Source organism: Subsaxibacter sp. CAU 1640, assembly GCF_023156585.1.
GTDB lineage: Bacteria > Bacteroidota > Bacteroidia > Flavobacteriales > Flavobacteriaceae > JBPOFM01.
On sequence record NZ_JALNMI010000001.1, the window covers coordinates 156125 to 177698 of the forward strand.

At 38.5% G+C, this 21574-nt stretch carries 12 protein-coding genes; 3 read left to right on the forward strand and 9 right to left on the reverse strand.

The features are described 5' to 3' along the window. The first annotated feature begins 76 nt into the window (after nucleotides 1-76). Complete coding sequence (locus M0G43_RS00605) at nucleotides 77-2512, forward strand: DUF4982 domain-containing protein (RefSeq protein ID WP_248022557.1); 2436 nt, start codon at nucleotides 77-79, stop codon at nucleotides 2510-2512. A gap of 12 nt (nucleotides 2513-2524) precedes the next feature. Here the strand turns inward: M0G43_RS00605 and M0G43_RS00610 are convergent, their stop codons facing one another. From M0G43_RS00610 to M0G43_RS00635, 6 genes are all read right to left on the reverse strand, one after another. Further along, entirely contained in the window at nucleotides 2525-3508 is a 984-nt protein-coding gene (locus M0G43_RS00610) for a DNA topoisomerase IB (protein ID WP_248022558.1), read from the reverse strand. A gap of 103 nt (nucleotides 3509-3611) precedes the next feature. Continuing rightward, a complete protein-coding gene (locus tag M0G43_RS00615; RefSeq protein ID WP_248022559.1) occupies nucleotides 3612-4964 on the reverse strand; it encodes a glycoside hydrolase family 28 protein in 1353 nt (450 codons plus the stop codon). 9 nt (nucleotides 4965-4973) lie between these two features. Further along, nucleotides 4974-5741 (reverse strand): rhamnogalacturonan acetylesterase, encoded by a 768-nt coding sequence (locus M0G43_RS00620; protein WP_248022560.1) that lies wholly within the window; start codon nucleotides 5739-5741, stop codon nucleotides 4974-4976. Next, nucleotides 5728-7746, reverse strand: coding sequence for a pectate lyase (pelA, locus tag M0G43_RS00625; RefSeq protein ID WP_248022561.1), 2019 nt, complete (start codon nucleotides 7744-7746; stop codon nucleotides 5728-5730). The genes M0G43_RS00620 and pelA overlap by 14 nt, the downstream gene beginning before the upstream one ends. Further along, nucleotides 7743-8786, reverse strand: coding sequence for a Gfo/Idh/MocA family oxidoreductase (locus M0G43_RS00630; protein ID WP_248022562.1), 1044 nt, complete (start codon nucleotides 8784-8786; stop codon nucleotides 7743-7745). Before M0G43_RS00630 ends, pelA begins: the two co-directional genes overlap by 4 nt. A 4-nt stretch (nucleotides 8787-8790) precedes the next feature. Then, on the reverse strand, nucleotides 8791-9252 hold the full coding sequence (locus M0G43_RS00635; protein WP_248022563.1) for a cupin domain-containing protein: 462 nt from the start codon (nucleotides 9250-9252) through the stop codon (nucleotides 8791-8793). A gap of 186 nt (nucleotides 9253-9438) precedes the next feature. Between M0G43_RS00635 and M0G43_RS00640 the strand changes: the two genes are divergently transcribed. After that, nucleotides 9439-11919, forward strand: coding sequence for a T9SS type A sorting domain-containing protein (locus M0G43_RS00640; RefSeq protein WP_248022564.1), 2481 nt, complete (start codon nucleotides 9439-9441; stop codon nucleotides 11917-11919). Between the two features lie 215 nt (nucleotides 11920-12134). On the opposite strand, the gene M0G43_RS00645 is transcribed toward M0G43_RS00640, so the two are convergent. From M0G43_RS00645 to M0G43_RS00655, 3 genes are all read right to left on the reverse strand, one after another. Continuing rightward, complete coding sequence (locus M0G43_RS00645; RefSeq protein WP_248022565.1) at nucleotides 12135-12932, reverse strand: T9SS type A sorting domain-containing protein; 798 nt, start codon at nucleotides 12930-12932, stop codon at nucleotides 12135-12137. Nucleotides 12933-13045: 113 nt separating this feature from the next. Then, entirely contained in the window at nucleotides 13046-16657 is a 3612-nt protein-coding gene (locus M0G43_RS00650; protein ID WP_248022566.1) for a pectinesterase family protein, read from the reverse strand. Between the two features lie 90 nt (nucleotides 16658-16747). After that, complete coding sequence (locus M0G43_RS00655) at nucleotides 16748-18061, reverse strand: polysaccharide lyase family 1 protein (protein ID WP_248022567.1); 1314 nt, start codon at nucleotides 18059-18061, stop codon at nucleotides 16748-16750. A gap of 306 nt (nucleotides 18062-18367) precedes the next feature. Here M0G43_RS00655 and M0G43_RS00660 point away from each other — a divergent pair, with 306 nt between their 5' ends. Then, nucleotides 18368-21571 carry a SusC/RagA family TonB-linked outer membrane protein gene (locus M0G43_RS00660; RefSeq protein WP_248022568.1) on the forward strand — a complete coding sequence of 1068 codons (3204 nt, stop codon included), beginning with the start codon at nucleotides 18368-18370 and terminating at the stop codon, nucleotides 21569-21571. The last annotated feature ends 3 nt before the right edge of the window (nucleotides 21572-21574 follow it).

The following is a 21574-nucleotide window of genomic DNA, read 5'->3' on the forward strand; positions in this document are numbered from 1 at the left end:
ATAAAACTGGTAGGTACTGGTATGGTTTATAAAAAAATTCAGTATTTTAGCATAATATAATTTTGCAGCAATCATTATGAATTCAATAAAGTATATTCTCTCCATAACCTTCTTGTCATTTGCATTTCAACTACAATCCCAAGTTCGAGAAATTCATAAGCTCAAATACGATTGGAAATTTCATAAAGGAGATGTGGTTAATGCTTATGCGACCAATTTTGATGATTCCAAATGGGAAACTGTGACCGTTCCTCACGATTGGGCCATATACGGACCTTTTGACAAAGAGGTCGATAAGCAAGTTGTGGCCATCTCACAAAACGGCGAAAAAATCGCTACAGAAAAAACTGGTCGTACAGGTGCACTTCCGTACATCGGAACGGGCTGGTACCGTACCGATTTTACCTTAACTGAATTCACAAAAGATAAGAAAGCACTCATTGTTTTTGATGGTGCGATGAGTGAACCTGAAGTATTCATCAACGGAAAAAAAGTTGGCGAATGGAAATATGGCTATGCCTATTTTTATTTTGATATTACCGATTATCTCAAAGGCAACAACAGCAATACGTTGGCTGTAAAACTGACCAATAAAGGTTTGTCCTCTCGCTGGTATCCAGGAGCAGGTTTGTATCGTAACGTTAGAATCGTTTTGAAAAATAAGGCAAGCATTGACCAATGGGGCACCTTCATCACCACTCCAAAAATCACGAAAGATGTTGCTCAAGTGAACATCAAAACCAATGTTTCAGGAAGTAATCTGCGATTGGTCACAGAGATTTTCGATGCCGAAGGCCAAAAATTGAATTCCAATGAAACACAAACGCTTTTTGGAAATTCCTTTGAACAAAATATTGCCGTTAGCAATCCCAATCTGTGGAGCCCTGAAACACCTTATCTCTACACAGCAATTTCGAAATTGTATACCGATAGCAAACTGGTAGATGAAATAAGCACTAAATTCGGGATTCGCCAGATTCAGTTTGATCCAGAACACGGCTTTCGCTTGAATGGAAAAGTTACGAAATTCAAGGGTGTTTGTCTTCATCACGATTTGGGACCTTTGGGAACAGCAGTCAACAAATCGGCCTTGCGACGCCAAATGACCGTTTTGAAAGATTTGGGTTGCAACGCCATAAGAAGTTCTCATAATATGCCTTCCATTGAGCAACTGGAATTGGCGGACGAGATGGGATTTTTGTTTTTGGCGGAAAGTTTTGACGAATGGGCAAAACCGAAAGTTGAAAATGGTTATAATCGCTATTTCGAAGACTATGCAGAAAAAGATGTGGTCAACTTGGTACGTGCTACTAGAAATCATCCATCCATTGTGATGTGGAGCTCTGGAAATGAAGTGCCAGACCAGTGGGGCAACGAAGGCGTTAAACGTGCCAAATGGTTACAGGAAATTTTCCATCGCGAAGACCCGACGCGTCCAGTAACTGTCGGGATGGACCAAGTAAAAGCGGTAATGGAATCCGGTTTTGGAGCCTTGATGGATGTACCTGGATTAAATTATCGTGTGAATTTGTATGAAGAAGCTTATGAGAAATTTCCTCAAGGTTTTATTCTCGGCTCGGAAACGGCATCAACGGTTAGCTCTCGCGGGATTTACAAATTTCCTGCGGAAAAAGCGAGTATGAAGACCTATTCAGATTTTCAGTCTTCCTCATACGATTTGGAATATTGCAGTTGGTCCAATTTACCTGAAGATGATTTTGTACTGCAGGATGACAAGCCTTGGGTCATTGGTGAATTTGTCTGGACAGGTTTTGATTATCTCGGCGAACCGACGCCTTATGATGAGGCTTGGCCTTCAAGAAGTTCGTATTTCGGGATGATTGATTTGGCTGGCATTCCAAAGGATAGATACTACTTATACCGAAGCCGCTGGAATACCAAGGACAACACCTTGCATATGTTACCACATTGGAATTGGGAAGGACGTGAAGGCGAAACGACACCTGTTTTTGTTTACACGAATTATGATAGCGCGGAATTATTTCTCAATGGAAAAAGTCTTGGAGTTCAAAAGAAAAACAATGAATCCAAACAAAGTAGATACCGCTTAATGTGGATGGATGTCAAATATGAACCTGGAACTTTAAAAGTGGTAGCATTGGATGATAATGGACAGCCCGTTGCCGAAGAAGAAATTAGAACCGCAGGGAATCCGTATAAAATTGTGTTAGATTCAGATGTTCAAACTTTAAAAGCAGACGGAGAAAACTTGGCATTTGTGACCGTTTCCGTAGTTGATAAAAATGGTATTCCGTGTCCGACAGCCAACAATCAATTGGATTTTAAGGTCAAAGGAAAAGGAAGTTTCAGAGCAGCCTGCAATGGTGATGCCACATCTTTGGAACTATTTCACAAACCGACGATGAAGCTTTTTAGTGGAAAATTGGTGGTGATTGTTCAGTCTTCCGAAGAAGCTGGCAACATCGAGTTGACGGTTTCTAGTAAAAATCTGAAAAGTGCAAAAATGACTCTGAACTCTGAAGAAAAGTAATACGTCAAAAAATCAATTCAATCGTTTTTTGAGCATACACAGAACACCTAACTCTTCGCGAGACAAGTTTTCGTTCTTCTTAATCAAATGATTCACTTCCTTTTGAAAATAATTGATGGTTTTTCCATCAACATATTCTTCAATGACTCTTGGATCGATATAAGAACTTCTCGCTACCGAAGGTGTGTTTCCGAGTTGTTCACTCACTTTGATAACGGCATTTCGGATATTTTTGTCCAACGCCTTTTGGTCCTTTTCTTCAAGAGCCCCTATTTCATCAAGAGCAATAGCAGCTATCACCGTTCCGGCCCAAGTTCTAAAATCTTTTGCAGAAAACTCTTCGCCCATCACATCCCGTATATATTCATTTAGATGGTCACTTTTTACATCCTGTCGATTACCATCCTCATCAATAAATTTAAAAATTTCATATCCTGGCAATTCATCAATTTCTTTCACGATACGAGCCAGTTTTTTGCCCACAATATGACGTTCTTGCTCCTTACCTGATTTTCCTATATAATGAAAAATCAACTCATCACCTTCAATTTGTAAATGTTTACTTCGGATGGTGGTCAAACCATAAGATTTATTTTCTTTGGCATAGCGGTCACTACCTGGTCTAAAATAGGCGGCTTCGAGCAAACGAACCATACAAGCCAAAACTTTTTCACGACCTAGAGTCCGTTTTCGTAAATGCTGTCCTGTCACACGGCGCATATGCTCCAACTGATCTGCGAATTGAAGGATTCTATCAAATTTCTGTTGCTCCTGTTTCTGACGAAATTTTGGATTGTAGATGTATTGTTTTCGACCTTTATCATCACGACCCGTCACAAGAATTTTTCCACCTTTTCGTGAATTTATTTCAACCTCTGTCCACGCTGGAGGAATCACCAAAGATTTGAACCATTCTTTCAAATCCTTATCCGTAATAGTGTTTCCAGACTCATCCAGATAACGAAAACCTTTGCCGTGTTTTTTTCGGTAATACATTTGAATTTTATTAGCAGACCAATTTAACACAAATTACAAATGCTATAAGTTGAATTGTTAACTCAAATCAAATTGATTTAGGAGGTTAGGATACTAAAAAATATCAATTGGCAGCGCTTGGAACGCTTTGTTTTTCGCCAATAACTACTTCATTAAACGTGACATTATTTGTATTCGTAAGTGTCATTCCGTTTTTGGCTTTGTTTATAGTGAGACGGTCCAGAGTAACATTTTCAACCTTTTGGGTCGCATAACCCTCCAACACGATAGCAGTATTGCTCACATTCCCGAAGCTAACATTTGAAATATAGATATTTGAGATTTTTGAAGGAAAGTCTCCACTTCCCTCGCCGTGGTAATTAGCTGTTACGTAGATAGCGTCTTCCACGTCACCAAATTCGGTATCAGTGATTGACACATCACGAATATAGCCACCTCGGTCGCTATTGGTTTTCAGATAAATACCACGCTTTAAATAACCGCTCGCTCGATTGTCGTACGCATATACTTTCTGGACACCAGCGCTCATTTCACTGCCAATTACGATGGCGTGCAAACCTTTAAATCGGTTGTTCCGAATAAGGATATGCTGCGATGGTTGGTCTGAACTAGCACGTCCATCGTGGTCGCGTCCCGCTTTGATAGCAATATTATCGTCTGCATTGTCAAAGTCGATATCTTCGATGAGAACATATTTCGATTGTTCAATATCAATGCCATCATTGTTTTTATTATGGGCATTGTACTGAAGTCCACGCAATGTAATGCGTTCGCTCTTCAACAGGTGCACACACCAAAAAGGTGCATCTTCAATCGTGACATCTTCTATAAGAATGTTTTTTGAATTGACGAACTGAATAAGCTGTGGACGTAAATAATGACCTTCGCCAAAACGTCGCTCCGCCACATTTACTTGCTGATGATTCATATCGCCACTCAATTGCTTGCCTTTATCTTCCAGAGCTTTCCAAGAACTCCATTCAGAATTGCCCTCGCCATCGATAGTTCCCGTGCCTGTTATGGCAACATCTTCCACATCGATACCATAAATCATAGGACTATAGTTGTAGAGCGACGTGCCTTCCCAACTGGTAAGAACCAATGGATAATCTTTTGGATTGGTACCAAAAATGAGCTTCACACCATCTTCAAGATGCAATGCAGTGCGGCTTACAAAATGAATCGGTCCTTTGATAAGATAGTTCCCTTTCGGAACTACAATGGTACCTCCATTCTTCTTGGCACAGGCATGCATAGCCTTGTCGAAAGCGATTTTGCAATCAGTCGTACCATCACCCTTTGCTCCGAAATTGGTCACGTTCACACGGTAATTTGGAATCTTTGGTAAACTGATTTGGCTCTCAATAGACTTTACGATAGAATCTCGGTTGAAAGTCAGCTGACCCATCATCGGAATCGTAAAAAACAACAACAGAATGGCACTAACAGTTTTCATAGATAGTTATTATTTGAAATAATCACCAAGTGATGGTACTTTTTTGCGAAGTTCCTCAACAGCGAGCTTGGCAACTTCCGTCGCTCCAAGCACAGATAGATGGGTGTCATCGGTTTTTCCTTCTGGATAGTAAGGAATGGCATTAGGAAGGTAATGCAAATGCAACGTCTTTGAGCCTTCCGCACCATAGGATTCTTCGAGCTGCTCGGTGAGGTATTGCAAGTCAATCAACGGAACATCAAGGTCTTGTGCTACGAGTCGTACTTCCATCGGATAGACGCCGTGCGTATCTACAAGCGTTCCGTCTGCGTTGAAATTCCGGCGGACGATAGACGTAAATAGCACTGGCATAGCACCTTTACTGCGCGATTCTTCAACAAATTTGATGAGGTTATTCCGATACGAAGTATGCGGATTCGTATAGCGCTTTGGGTCGTTCACTTTTTGGTCATTGTGTCCAAACTGGATAAACACAAAATCCCCTTTTTTGAGTTGTTTCATTACAGAATCCCAACGTTTTTCATTGATAAAACTGCGTGTACTTCGACCATTGACAGCGTGGTTAAAAACCGTTGCGCTATTGGTTAGGAATTCTGGCAATAGCTGTGCCCATCCTCGCTCTGGATTTTCTTCAGGATTAGGCTTATTTGCCATTGTCGAATCCCCGATCGTATGAATATTGATACTTGTAACTCTTCCAGAGTCATCTTCATTTTTGGAAGTGTCTTTACAAGCCACTAAAAAGACGAGCAGTAGCAATAACTTAAATACCTTCATACCATTGTTTTTTTGATGACTTATTGGTTTCACCTAAAACTGTCTCTAGTGTGTACTGTTTTGCTTCTGAAGCTTTCAATTGATAAGACCAAAGCACACGTTGTTTTGGTTGGAAGCCATCTCCTTTGTTTTGGTATTCTGCATAAAAAGAGGTTTGCTCTGCTTCAGGTTTATCCCAATTATGCCATCCTTCAGGAAGAATATGGTTGCCCAAATCACAGTCGATAAAAACCGTTTTTGCGTAAATGCGCCAAGGCCTTCCAAGGTAAACTTTACTAACATCAGCATCTGCCGTAATCTTACAATTTTTAAACACATAGCCGTAGGTAGTATCCTTCGGGGTAGAGGCGGCAGTAATATATGAGTTCTTTTTACTATTAATGGTGCAATTATCGAAGAATGCTGTGGCGCTTCCGAAGATGAAATCGGTCGTCCCTTCGATATAACAGTCCTTAAAATATTGGCGTCCATTACCCGAAGCGTAGAGTGTATCTTGATTGCCCAAAATACGACAGTTCACAATTGCCACCCGATTGGAGAATACTGATAATGCAACTGCCTGCCCAACATCACCTGAAGAATTCTCAATGGTAAGATTCTTTGCGATGAAATCATCCGCCTCTACAAGCAAGGTATAGGTATAAAAGGTGCTGTTGCGACCCATCCCAACCTTGTTAAAGTAATCATCGTAGGTGATAATGGTTTGCTCTTTACTTTCTCCTACAAGTGTGATGTTCGTGTTCCATTCGTGTACTTTCACTTTCTCCTTATAAATGCCATTCTTGATGAATATAGTAATTTTTTCATACGGAAAAGATTTGCTGTTATTGATGGCTTCTTGGACTGTACGATAATCACCCGAACCGTCGGCTGCTACCGTTACGTTGAAAGGGTCTTCAGGCGTTGTTTGTTGTGAATCGTCATTTTTTTTTACGTTATGTGCCTCTGCCCAGCGGTCGAATTTTTTAAGCACTTCTTTTGGTTCGTTGGTGTACCAAGCATACCCATTTCGGCGTTCAGCTCCAATTTCATCAAGACTATATTTTTTAATACCGTCGCGGTCACAGAAAAATGGCGTGTTATTGTGCAGTTCCATAAAGCGTGCCCAAAGTGGAGGAGCGTCTGCATCAGCAACCATTTTTTTGTCAATGACCTTACCTTTTTCGTTATACACACGTTCTTCACGGAGTCCAGTAATTTTCACACGTTCGAACCAATCGTGGGCACTAGTTACCGCCCGAATGACCTCTGGCGAGGGATTGTCGAGACTCATCAACAACAAAACAATCTTGGCAGACTCCTTGCCGCTCAAAGAAGGAAGCTCATAAGCACGCGCCTTGGCAGGTTGCAATGTTACTTCGTCATGCTGTGCACACCACGCCGTGAGTTTACCGTTTTGTACATATTGGGTTTTAATGATGCAGTCAATACCTTTATTGAAAGCTACTTCCGCTTTCTGAATGGTTTCTTCGGAAGGTGCGATTGAATAATAATCCGTACGGTTTTTAATTTCCTGAAGCACCTTCATAATATTCACCATAGAATCATCATTATAGGTGATATGCGAATAATACTTATTCTCTGGATAGGGATAAAATTGTGGCCAACCACCATTATCATACTGTGCTTTCAACAAGTAATTGAGCCCATCAAGGAACGCTTGCTTGTAACGTTCCTCGGGAAAATGGCGATACACTTTAGAAAGAAAGAGCATTTCCTGATACGTCGCACCATTATCTGTTGTGGCACCATCAGCCTTCGACTTTAATTCACGCAATTTCTGCTTATCCTCGTTTGATAATGGCTCTTGCATCTGGATATTCTTTGGCCAACCACCAATATCACGTTGATATAAAAGCACATTATCCGCAATTTGCTTCACGTCAGAAGTCTTGTAATAGGCTTCATCTCCTTTATAAATAATGTCGCGCCAAGACTTATCGTGCACTTGCGAATGCACTTGCAAGGAAATCAATGCAGTAAGGATAAATAAGTAAAATTTCATATAGCTATAACTTGTTTTTCTGTATTGCTTTTTAATGCGGCTTCAATCACTCGGATGACCTGCGCGCCTTCTTCAGCCGTTACTGGTAAAGGTTTTTGATGACGAATCGCTTCATAAATACCATTATAATAGGCCATATAGTCTCCAATTTCTGAAGAAACGGAATCCTTGTGCGATTTGCCATCCTTCATTATATGTAATAATCCTTGTTCTGAATCAGGCTCTACACCCCAATTCGATGTATTCGGTTTTATTCCCTTTTGAAGTTCGCCTTCCTGAATGTCGGATTTTGTTTTTATAAATGAACCATTACTACCGTGCAATTGATAAGCAGGTAAAGCTTCACGCACAAAATAACTTGATTTCAATGTCACTAAATGCTGTTCATAATAAAGTTTTACATCAAAATAATCTGTGACTTTTGAATTGTGCCGAAATGTATCCATATGAGCAAAAACGGCTTTCGGCATACCAAACAATTGCAAAGATTGGTCAATCAAATGAGAACCCAAATCATAAAGACTACCAACGGCTTCAGTTGGTGTTTCCTTATGCACTTTATAACTCAATCCTGGGTCAAAACGGTCATAATGAAACTCTGCTTCTACAATCTCACCCAAGATTCCAGAATCCACTATTTTCTTAACGGTTTTAAAATCACTATCCCATCGACGATTGTGATATACTGACATCAAAACATAGTTATCCTTTGCCAATGCTATCAATTCTTCTGCTTCAGAGACTGTGGCTGTGAACGGTTTTTCAACCACAAGATGTTTGCCAGCTTTGATAATCTGCTTCGCAAAATCATAATGAGTAATGTTTGGTGTATTGAGAATGACCAATTCGATATTTATATCTTCCAGCATTGCTTCAAGACTTCGAAAAGTTTTGATGTTAGGATATGCTTTTTCGGCCAAATTTTTACTGCGTTCCAAAACGCCATACAAATTAAAACTAGGATTGACATCTATAAAAGGTGCGTGAAAAAGGTGTCCGCTCATCCCAAAGGAGCATAATGCTGTATTGATTGGCTGCATAAACTTAATTTTGATTGTACTTTTTAATGACAAGATACTTCAATTCTGTGTCACCAACATTACGAATACCGTGCAAAGAATTCGGCGGACAATAAAAGCTAGTATAAGGTCCAGCGACTCTAGTATCACCATCCAGAAAAAATTCCGCAGTACCCTCGAGTACAAAAAAGAATTCGTCCTCTTTATGACGATGCGGTTCGTGTGTGGCCATTTTGGGCGCAACCACACTCAATTTCAAAGTTCTACCATCCAAAAAATCCTTGTCAGCAAACCAATATTGATAGCCAACTTTAGTTTTGACCGTTTCTTCCATATCAAAAGAATTTACACAATTGTCTATTGTAAACTTTTCAACGGAAGATTTTGGTTCATTTTTCGATTCTTGTGAAAACACAAAGTCGATAGAAAAACACATCAAACAAATTAACACAAATTGTTTCATAACAGATTCTGTAATCGATTGCATAAATATAAAGATAATTTACAAAAAACGAAATTTCAAACTCCCAAAATGCTATTTCTGTTAATTTCAACGAATAAATTCTCTCAATTTATCAAAATTTGATTAAATAATTTGGATAATTGAAAAAATACGCATACATATGCAATCGATTACATAATTATTTTAGTATGAACTAACTTTAATGTTTTTATGAAAAAAACTTTACTTTATTTGTTCGTCTTTTTTGCATTTATAGAAATGAATGCACAGACGGTAACCATCACGCAATCTGTAGGATGGCTTGAATCTGCCTATGTAACTTGGGATCCTGTCGCTGGTGCTGATAGTTACAATGTCTATTACTCCGGAAACGGGTTTACCAATCAACAAATCGACACGCAACTTATCCGTAATTACGGAAGTTATTATCGTGCCGATGTATTAGGGCTTGCAGCTGGAACATATACTATTAATGTTGTTCCGGTTACAGCAGGTGTAGAAGGCACTGCCACAACTTCGAGCAGTATCACGGTTTTGGCTCACGACCGTAATGGATTTGCCCACGAAGGCGGCCACGTTCCTGGCGCTTATAATCTTGACGGGACCTTAAAGGCAAATGCTGTGGTGATCTATATTACCGAAAATTCCAAGAATACGGTATCACTAAATGTCATTGGCGCCACTTCAAATCCGTGTGTCGGACTTCAAACAATTCTAGATGGGTTTAAAAGAGGTGATGATGACAGACCTCTTGCCGTACGTTTAATTGGTAACATTACCGACCTTAATTATATGTTGAATGGTGATATTGTCATCGAAAATGAGAATAACCCTTTAGGAAGTATCACTTTTGAAGGTGTGGGCTCTGATGCCACTGTCAATGGTTGGGGATTAAGAATCAAGAGAGGTACCAACATTGAAGTAAGGAATTTAGGTTTTATGCTTACCAATGCAAGCGAAGGTGATAACGTGGGGCTACAGCAAGATAATGACCACGTTTGGGTTCATAATTGCGATATGTTTTATGGAGCACCAGGAGGTGATGCCGACCAAGCAAAAGGCGATGGAGCGTTGGACTGTAAACGTTCAACTTATGTGACAATGTCCTACAATCACTTTTGGGATACAGGCAAAAGTAATTTATTGGGTTTAAGTGAAAATACAACCACAGGTCTCTATATAACTTATCATCACAACTGGTATGACCATTCAGATTCGAGACATCCAAGGGTTCGTTTTTATTCTGCCCATATTTACAATAATTACTTTGACGGAAATGCAAAATATGGTTCAGGTTCTACCGAAGGTTCTTCTCTATTTGTTGAAGGAAACTTATTTAGGAACTGCAAATATCCTATGCTGACCTCACAGCAAGGAACCGACATTTATAATGGTGCCCAGGGTACTTTTTCAGGTGAAGATGGAGGCTTTATAAAGGCCTATAATAATGATATTACTGGAGCCACGCGATTTGTTCCTTACGATGCGGCAAACTATCCAGTTCAATTTGATGCTTATGTTGCGAGTACAAGGAATGAAGTAGTGAGCAATTCCATCTCTTCTTATCAAGGCGGTAATACTTATAATAATTTTGATACTGACCCTTCTCTGTATATAAATTCTTTGATTATTGATACACCAATAGAGGCAAGAGATAAGGTGATGCAGTATTCTGGTCGCGTTTCGGGAGGTGATATCAATTGGAATTTCAATAACGCGATCGATGACACCTCATCAGCATTGAACACTGGGTTGGCAGCTCTATTGAATAATTACACGTCAGGTTTGGTCTGCATACAAGGCGATGCGTCAGGAAATGGCAGCACACAAACACTTACAGTACCAAACAATAATGAGCAATGGGTGGACGAAGGAACAGCTATCAGCGATATGATTTTTGTTTGGGGTGGAGACGCTACAAATGCAACGGTGAATGGGTTGCCTTCTTCTGGGATCAATTACACCATCGACGTAAACACTAAATCTGTTACCGTTTTCGGAACACCAACAGCAAATGTCAACTTTACTGTTGTTACAAGCGGTCCAGCAGGCTCACCTGTAACTGGAAATGGCAGTATTTCTATCAACGGACTTCCGAATGGTGATGAAATACATAATTTTACTGCTTCAGGTTTGAACAGTAGTTATTACACTTTTACGTCAGCCAATATGAATTCTACTCCTGGGAATACAACTTACGATGGCTTGACTTTAACAGCAAGGCTAAAGATAGAATCATCTACCAATATTGCTTACACAACAAATTCTGAATCGACTTTAACATTGGTTTTTGATCCAGGATTCAGCGGAACCATTAAACTAGATGGAGTCAATTATACGGCTAGCAATGGTGTTTTGAGCATTCCATCTGTGCCAGTGGGTACACATAACATAACAAAAGGAAATGTCGCGAATTTGTATTACATCAAAACTCAATTTACATTAGGAGTAGATGAGCACTCTACAAATCCTGCACTAGTTATTCATCCAAATCCTGTAACAAAGGTTTTAAATATACAATTCAATGATGACATACAAACTGTGTTAATTTATGATGTGCTTGGCCATTTGATAAAAACTATCAAAGGTAATGTTCGAACAATTGAAACAGACAATTTAAGTTCAGGTCACTATCTTATGAAAGTACAAACGCACAAAGGTATTCTAACTAAAAAGTTTGTCAAGTATTGATTTAGAATCTATACTAAAACAAAAAGCCTTCTGATAAACGGAAGGCTTTTTTTTCGACAGGTTGATCCGAATTTACACCACTATCGAGACCTTATTTATTTCAATAAAGATCAATGTACAATGACTATAATAGATAAAAAAAGACGCCTTAAAAATTTCAAGGCGCCATAAATTGGATTTAACCTAAAAATATTAACTCAACTGTATTTTATGTTCTACTGAACTAACAATTTTACTGATTTTTGTCCCTCGTTTGTTTTTATTGTAGCAATATAAAAACCTGTGTTTAAGCTAAAGCTGGTATCAGTATTTGTATTTACAGTTTTAACCAATGCACCTGTCAGAGCATAGATGCTTATTTCTGAATTGCTTCTTACATTCGAAACATAAACTGTGTCTCCGATAGCCTTTACATTTGTTGAAACACCCTCAACCAAATCATTTGTACCTAAAAGAGTACTGCTGATTTCCAGTTTGTATAAATTGTAAGCATTTCCAGCAAATAAAACATATAGGTTTCCTGCTCCACCTAGATAATCTGCTTCCATATATTGAGGATCTGTATCACCCAAACCAACATAGTGAGTTACTTCAGAAGTACCGTCAGTAACCCATAAATCACGAGGCGTACTTGTACCACTTTGTCTAAACCAAACCTTCACAGCAACTGGTCCATCTACTGGAAAGGTCAAATAACGTCGCGTTGGTAAGAATGTTACACCATCTGAAGGATCAATGCCACTATTGCCACCAGCTTTCCAGCGATTTACGCTAGTGTACTCGTCTGCTGTTCCAGCAAACCAAGTCGCGCTGTTAGCTTCGACTATTCCAAAACCAGAACCTCCTTCTGGAACTTGAGTCAATCCATCGACTGTGGTAGTCTCGGTTAAAGCTGTTGGATTCTCTGGCCAATTGACGGTGTCGTTGCCAAAATCCCACACCTTATCCTGTGCTTTAATAGTGACAACACAAAATAAAAATGGCATTACAATAAAAAGTAGTTTTTGTTTCATTTTTTAAAAGTATTTAGTTAATCGATTACACAATTGTAATCGATTACCAAAATACTAATAAATTTTTATAAAATCATATTTTTTTAACAAAAAAGTGCAGTGGCCAATAAGCCCTAGTGGGATAGCAGTTTTACTGTTTTAGAACCTTTTTCAGAAGTGGCTTTTACAATCCACAAACCTTGAGGTAAAGCCATTTCCATATCCGTATAGGTGCTGCAACTTTTCAATAGTGCACCAGTCATACTATATACTCTCACTTCGGTTTTTGAGGTCACATTCGAAATGAATAATTTTTGATTATAAGTTTTGATATTAACTGAAGTTCCAACAGTTCCATCAATTTCATTAATCCCCAAAAAAGCGAATGGATCCCAACCATCATTCCCTTGAGTAAAGTTTAATGTTGTTATGTTCGTTCCGTCAGTCAAAACTGGCGATGACAACACTGTTGACCAAGGCGCACGAACACCAGAATTGTCCACACCTGGTGCATTTTCAATAGTGCCAAATTCATACATCTTTGGAGATTCACCTCCTAAAGAACTTGTCCATCCTACTGGTGAAATCAACGAAAGTCCTTCTGAACCTGGATACGTTGATTCATCAATTGTGGTGTTATAGAAAACAACCTCACTTGTGTTAGGTGCCCAAGGACGTCCAAAATATCCTGGTTTCGAACCATTGACCGAAGCTGTCTCAACACCAGGAACTGGGGAAACTACGTGACATTGATACATCAAAAAGCCTCTGCCACTTGTTTGTTGAGCTGCAGTAATGTAAGCCGCGTCACTACTTGAATCACTCGTGTTCAGCATCAATTCTGATTCGTAAAAGACCGCTGTCATTCCACCGAAAATGTAATCAACTGCACCCATCATTACACCTTGATATGCGGCAAACCTTGCTCCAGACGCACCATAAAAAGAATCTTGACGACCGATGACTCTACAATTGTTTAAAAACACTCTATCTGCACTTGCTGCAATGCCAAGGGCTGCTGCCTGCGTTACATAACCAGCCGCTCTATTTTGAACTGCTGTATTTCCGTAATCAGTCGGTCTAACAGGCTCACTCGGAGCTTTAGGCAAAACGACATCTTGAGATTCTTTCAACGAAATGTATTGATTGAATGAATTTTCAAGAATGATGTTATCAAAAGTGATGTCTTCAGCCGTGATAACCACCGTAGCATTCCAATAAGAAGAACCGCCACCTGTTCCTTCTTGATTGACATAATTTGTGTAGCCATTTTCAGTGTTAACTGCCAATGCTTCAGCGCTCCATTTGTTATTGGTAGACTGACTAAAGAAATTATATTTTTGACCATAATAAGATGTTATTCTCACCGCATTGGCATCGATATCAACTCCAGCATTTAATAATCCGATACTTGGACTTGTTGAAGCATTTTTTAGTGTAATGTTGTTGTTCGAAACCACTAGCATTTCTTCATAATTTCCTGGGTCGATCATAACCATTACATGTTCATCGTTTGAACGTTCCATCCTTGAAATAGCGTCCAAAGCGCCATTTATTGTCTGATAATCTTTATCTACACCCACGGTAACTATTGGACTATATCCTACTATTGAAACCACCTTGAACGACGTGAAATAAGAATTTCCACTAACTGATATCGTCACAGTTCCATCAGAAGTTCCTGGATAAATATATTCACTTGTAACACTTGTACTAGTACTATTGGATGTATTTGTAATTGTCGGCCCTCCCTCAACGGAATAACTGGATTGGTAATAATCTTTGATTATCACTTTGTCCCCAACCTGAACAGGAATTGCGATGGTAGCACCATTGCCTGCGTTCAAATCACCATTTGCACCCCTAACATTGACATTGCCAGTAAATATTAGCCCCTTGTAAGCAGTTGCTGCTGTTATCACTCTGTCATTAAATCGCCATTCTGAAATTGAATTAAAGGTTAAAGTTTTTGAAGTTGGCGCCGAGGACACAACTAGATTTGAGGTTAATGCTAACTCAATTGGATACAAATCAAGGCCCTCATACGAAATTTCATAAACCCCATCTCTTAAACTTACAGATGACACATCAGTAAAAGAATAAGAATAACCATCTTCATTTAAATTTGTAAAAGTTAAACTCAATGCTGATCGTTGCGATACCGTCAAATCAGGTGTCGCAATCGAAACATTGTATAAAGGTTTTAATGTAAAGTTGATATTCGATGTTTCCGCAGCCATTCCGATGGTGATCGTGTTCGAAAGAATTTCATAATCATTGACACCTATGGCGGATATCGTATATTCAATATTGGCTTCCAGATTTACACTATAAGTAGAATTGGCTTCATCAATGGTTACAACAGGCGTGTATATACTTCCTGCCGCAGGATCTGGTGTGAAATCTAACCCCAAACCAGTCACATCTGGCAATCCTGAAATGTTACCACTCAAATTGTACAAATCTACTTGTAAAAGAACAATATCGTGTGTGGTTGTAGATTCGGCAACGTCCAATGTGTCTCCACTTGTGATAATATATCCATTTGCTCCTGCAAGACTCAATTCATATTCATATCCTTCAGGCAAATCTACCGTATATGTGCCGCTGGAAACAACCGAAGTTACAACCTTTCCAGCAGCATTGGTGAATTGAATGCCATAACCACCAGGAAGTCCTGGAGCTTGAGATTCGTCAACGGCTCCTGTAATAGTAATGTAGTTTGCCGCCTTTCTATAGACTCTAAAATAACTCGGTTTACCTGTTGTATCGTAAATCTGGTACTCACCAGCTGATTTTGCAACAAAATCCACAACGGTTTCAGCAGCAGGAACTGCTACTTGGTCTGTTTGGGCAGAAGGATCGGGAACATATACGAAATTCAATACACCACCGGCATCGGTTCTAGTATTGAGCGTCACCTCATCATCTTCGGCAAGATTTAAAGTTAAATATCTCCCAGTATTGGCTCCAGAATTTACATAAACCCTACCCGTAAAATTGGTAGAGCTTGCAATGTTCTCATCCCATCTTGTCAAGTTAGTGTTAGTCGATCTTAATCGGTCGCTTGTTCCATTCGTAACATAACCTAAATCTCCAGCACTGAATGATGGTAAATTGACACCACTTGAACCTGGAGTAATCGAAATATCATACCAAGAATTGATAATCGATTCTGATAGCATATTGTTATATAAGATAGGATCTAACTGTTCAGCTCCGAAATCCCAGACATCCGTCATTAACACTGCCGCTGCCATAGAGGTAACTTCAATAGCTGGAGTGTAAGCGTTCGAACCGTTGAAGGTAAAATATAAAGTTGTTGGGCTCCCAACATAATTGAACTCATAGTACCCTGTTTGGTCAGCCATTCCTGGATGCGAATCTAAATCCACATCGATGGACCCCAATTCACTTCCTCCTGGAGTAGTTCCTCCATGCATTGTCCCTGCACTGTATACAGAACCATAAAAACGAATGGTATTATCCGTATTATCAACATCTATCTCTAGAAGATTCCCTTCTTTGAATGAAACTCCATAACCGTTACTATGCCAAAGGGTAGTTGCCGCTTGAGTTCTAACTTTACCATCAGGACTAACTGTCGAAGTTACTGGATCCCATTGTGTACCAGTATTAGTGAACGTTGAACCGTCTGCCAAGTTATAATTGGTAGTTGTTTGACCTTGCAGTGCAAAACAAATTAAGAACAACGTCAAAGTGATAAAAACTGAAAGCTTTTTCATTTTATAAAGATTTATTGATTAGTTAATTTATATTTACATCGATATGCAATCGATTACTTTAACTTAAAAAAAAGTAATTTTTACAAGAGATTACTTTTTAATAACTTTAAACATTTCAACTTTGGACCCAACTTCAACTTTACAAAAATAAATTCCGCTTTCATATCCACGGAAATCAATCTCTGAAACATCATCTAATTTCTCTGAACTCGTGTAAAGTTTTTTTCCATTTAATGAGTAGATTGATATTTCAGCCCTACTATTATTTCTTTCAACAAGCTTTATGTTTAACTTATCTTCAATTACCGTAGGATAGTATTTTATGCCTGTAGTTGTATAATCATCAACACCCAAATTGTCGCAAGACGATGATATAACACCAGATGCACTGACCTGAAGCGTTGCACCTGCACCACAAGAGGTATCTGTTACTGCCGTTGAAACATCAGTCACAGGAAAAGATGTGTAGGTATAGGAAGGTGCTGAAACAGATCCCAAATTAGACACGTTATTTATACAATCATTAAATTGTAGCGACACCATACCACCATCTGAACCTGCATTTTGATAAACGTTAGTGACATTATTGAAATGTGATTTTTCAACATAACACGTTAAGTTATTCGTTCCTCCGCCAAGGCCTAAAGCCGCTGAACCAGAAACGCCAGGATTATAATAGCAGTTCAAAATATGTAGCTCTGCATTTCTTGCACGCGGCATTCGCGCTTTACATCCACTAGCCCAATAACAATTTTGAAAAGTGACACTATAATGCCCATCTGATGGAGCATTGCTGCTGCTGGATCCTATAAGATTGGAAAATCTATGATCATTGGAACCACCAGGACCACCTGTTATAGGAGGCTTTAAATAAGTGAACTTGCACCAAGAAACGGTAATGTTGTCCGAATTATTTTTAATGTCAAAATTCCCATCAATACCATCCTGAAATTCACAATGATCAACCCATAAATTGGTACATCCGTCCGCGGTAAGATTATCGCGCCCATCCACATCATACGCTCCAGGCCCTTCAAAAATTAAATTTCTGATGATAACATTGTTAGAGCCATTCTTTAAATTGAGAATTCCCGAACCAGATGGAGTAAGGTCATTATTTACCAATCTTGCACCAGGAAGCCCAATAATAGTTTTGTTGATTACCACTTCACTTATGGGTTGACCGGTAGGTATAGTTATGGTGCCAGAAACCAAAATCACTTGCGGAGTGGATAAACGGATGTTTGCTTTAAAGTCAGTGTAGTTTGAAACGGTTACAGGAGAAACATTTCCACCTCCAGTTGTATTTGCACCAAAACCCTCTGGTGAGGCCATATAATATGTTTGAGCTAACAATGATGTAAATGATAATGTTAAGACAAGTAGAAGTAAAGTTTTTTTCATCAATGCGGATCTATTATTTAACACAACATTCTTGTAATCGATTACACAAACATAAGATTTTATTTGAACATTTTTCTTGTCTATAAAAAAATTAACATTTTCGTTTTTAATATAAAACTTCAATATCCTTATTTTTTGAGCTGAAATATTTAGATATTCAAAAAATATTATTCAAAAATTTGCGTAATTAAAAAATAATAATAAATTTGTGCAATCGATTACATTTAAATATTAACTTAACTAACAGTTTTCATGTGTAACAATTTAATTGATTATTTGTTTTTCAAATCACAGAAAAGAAAACCTATGAAGGTTTCATTATTTAAGCCCTCATTGATTGTATTATTCCTTCTTTTAACTTTTAATAATTCAGTTGTATTTGCTCAAAATACCACTGTCACAGGAACTGTGACAGCCGAAGATATTGGTGGCCCCTTACCTGGCGTTACAGTTTTGGTCAAAGGAACATCAAATGGTGCAGTAACAGATTTTGATGGAAATTATACATTAAATGTAACTACTTCTAATGCCATTTTGGTTTTTTCCTATGTCGGTTACATTACACAGGAGGTAAATATTGGTACTAGTAAAACTATTAACGTAGATCTTAAACCTAGTTTAGAATCATTAGACGAGGTTGTAGTTATCGGTTATGGTACAACTAAAAAATCTGATTTGACAGGGTCAGTTGTAACTATTGACGGTTCAGCACTTACTAAACAGCCGATATCAAATGTGGGTGAAGCGCTTACGGGTCGTTTAGCTGGAGTATCTGTTGTATCAACTGAAGGGTCTCCAGACGCTGAAATTAATATTAGGGTGCGTGGAGGCTCATCCCTAACTCAAGACAGTTCTCCATTAATTATCGTGGACGGATTTCCTATCAGTAATCTTTCCGATATTGCAGCTTCTGATATAGAAAACATTTCGGTTTTGAAAGATGCTTCGTCTACTGCAATCTATGGTTCCAGAGGTGCCAACGGTGTTGTGATCATAACCACTAAAAGTGGTAAAGAAGGTAAAATTAGTGTTAACTTCAACATGTTTTATGGAGTTAAAAAAGTGCAAAATTTTATCGATGTATTAGAGCCTGAAGACTACGTGAAATGGCAATATGAATATTCACTATTGAGAAATAACCCCGATCTTTATGAAGATTATTTCGGAACATGGCAAGACTACGATCAGTATATTGGCATGGAAGGCAATAATTGGCAAAAACAGATATATGGTCGTTTAGGGAAAACTCAAAGTCGCGATTTAGCTATAAGAGGTGGATCAGAAAAGGTCAATTTCAATTTCAATTATGCTCACTACGATGAAAAGGCAATAATGGTAGGTTCAAATTTCAAAAGGGACAATCTGTCATTATCCTTAAAAGCTAAACCAAATGATAGAGTGAATTTAAATTTCACCATGCGTTATTCTGATACTGAAATTAATGGTGGAGGTGCCAATGAACAAAATGAAGTGTCGTCTCAAGATTCACGTTTGAAACATGCCGTTGGATACTCTCCAATTCCGGTTCCTGGGGTTACCACTACAAATACAGATGAAGCGATTTTTGGAAACTTAACCAACCCTTTCATCGCAGTGGATGACAATCAGCGTCGTCAATTCAGAAAAAACTTCAATATGCTTGGTAGTTTTTCATGGGAATTTCTTGATGATTTAACCTATAAAATGGATTTAGGTCTTGATAACAGATATGATTTGGATTATCGATTTTATGGTCGTTCAACCTATTATTCATCAAACAGACCTGAAGTAGAAAACCAAGGGCTTCCAGGTCTTATCACGAGAGACCGTAAAAGGGAAACGTTCAGAAATGCAAATACACTAAATTACGATTTCAAAAAAATACTTGGAGAAAACCACTCACTAAAATTGCTTCTAGGTGAAGAAATGATTGTGACAAAAGATAACAGGGTCACAAGTGAACTCCACGGGTTTCCGGCAGATTTTGATTTCGAGACCTCGGTAAATTTGACTACTCAAGGTGATCCATTTTCTATTGACAACTTTAATAGCCCTGATGATAAATTATTATCTTTCTTTGGACGATTAGAGTATGATTACAAGAACAGATATCTTGTTACAGGTACATTCCGCGCAGATGGTTCCAGTAAATTCCTTGGCAATAACCGCTGGGGATATTTCCCATCAGCGGCTGTGGCATGGAAAATCAGTGAAGAGAACTTCTTAAAAGATGTTTCATGGATTAACACTTTGAAGTTGAGAGCTAGTTACGGTGAAGTAGGTAATAATAATATTCTTACAGGTCAAACAAGACAGACATTCCAATCCTATAACACAGGCTATTTAAATGGAATTAATAGTTATTGGGCAACTTCTGATATTTTGGCCAACCCAAATCTCAAATGGGAGACCACTACCACTCAAAATTTTGGTTTTGATTTTGACTTATTACGAGGACGTATTAATGGAACGATCGAGACTTATAAAAATCTTACTACAGATTTATTGTTTCTATACCCAACTCCAGGAACAGGATATGAAAGTCAATTTCGTAATGCTGCCGAATTGCAAAATACTGGAATAGAAGCAACATTGAATGTTATAGCTATAGAAAATGCCGATTACGGGTTAAATTTTTCTTTCAACATCAATTTTAACAAACAGAGAATAAATTCTCTCGGTGGGCTAAATGAAACTATCTTTTATTCTGATTGGGCTTCTTCACAAATACCAGGAGATTTTATATTAAGTGAAGGTGGTACATTAGGAATGATGTATGGATATGTAAATGACGGTCGATATGAAATCTCTGACTTCACTTATAATTCAGATACTCAAAGCTATATTCTAAATGAGGGTGTAGTTCGTGACGAAGATGTTGTCGGGGAACCAATGCCAGGAAACATGAAATTGAAAGATTTAAATGGTGATGGCATCATTGATGTGAACGACAGGACCGTTATAGGTAACGCAAATCCAAAACATACAGGTGGTATTGTATTGAACGCCTATGCCTACGGATTTGATCTCTCTGCTGCATTTAACTGGAGTGTTGGAAATGATATTTACAACGCCAATAAAATCGAATTTACAACTGCTAACGCAAACAGTACCTATCGTAATTTAAGTTCTGTAATGGCAGATGGTGTGAGATGGACCAACCTTGATCCCAATTCAGGTCAACTTGTAACAGACCCTGATCAATTGGCTGCTTTGAATGCAAACACTACATTATGGTCACCATTTATGGATCGTTATGTTTTAAGTGATTGGGCAATAGAAGATGGATCCTTTTTAAGACTTAATACGCTTACTTTGGGTTACACCACTCCAGAATCTATTACTTCGAAAATGGGTGTTTCAAGATTGAGGTTTTACCTCACTGCAAACAATGTTTTTGTATTGACCAATTACAGTGGCCCAGATCCGGAAGTTTCAACAAGAAGAAGATCGCCACTTACTCCAGGTGTTGACTATTCAGCGTATCCAAGAGCTAGACAACTCGTATTTGGATTAAATCTTAGTTTCTAATTT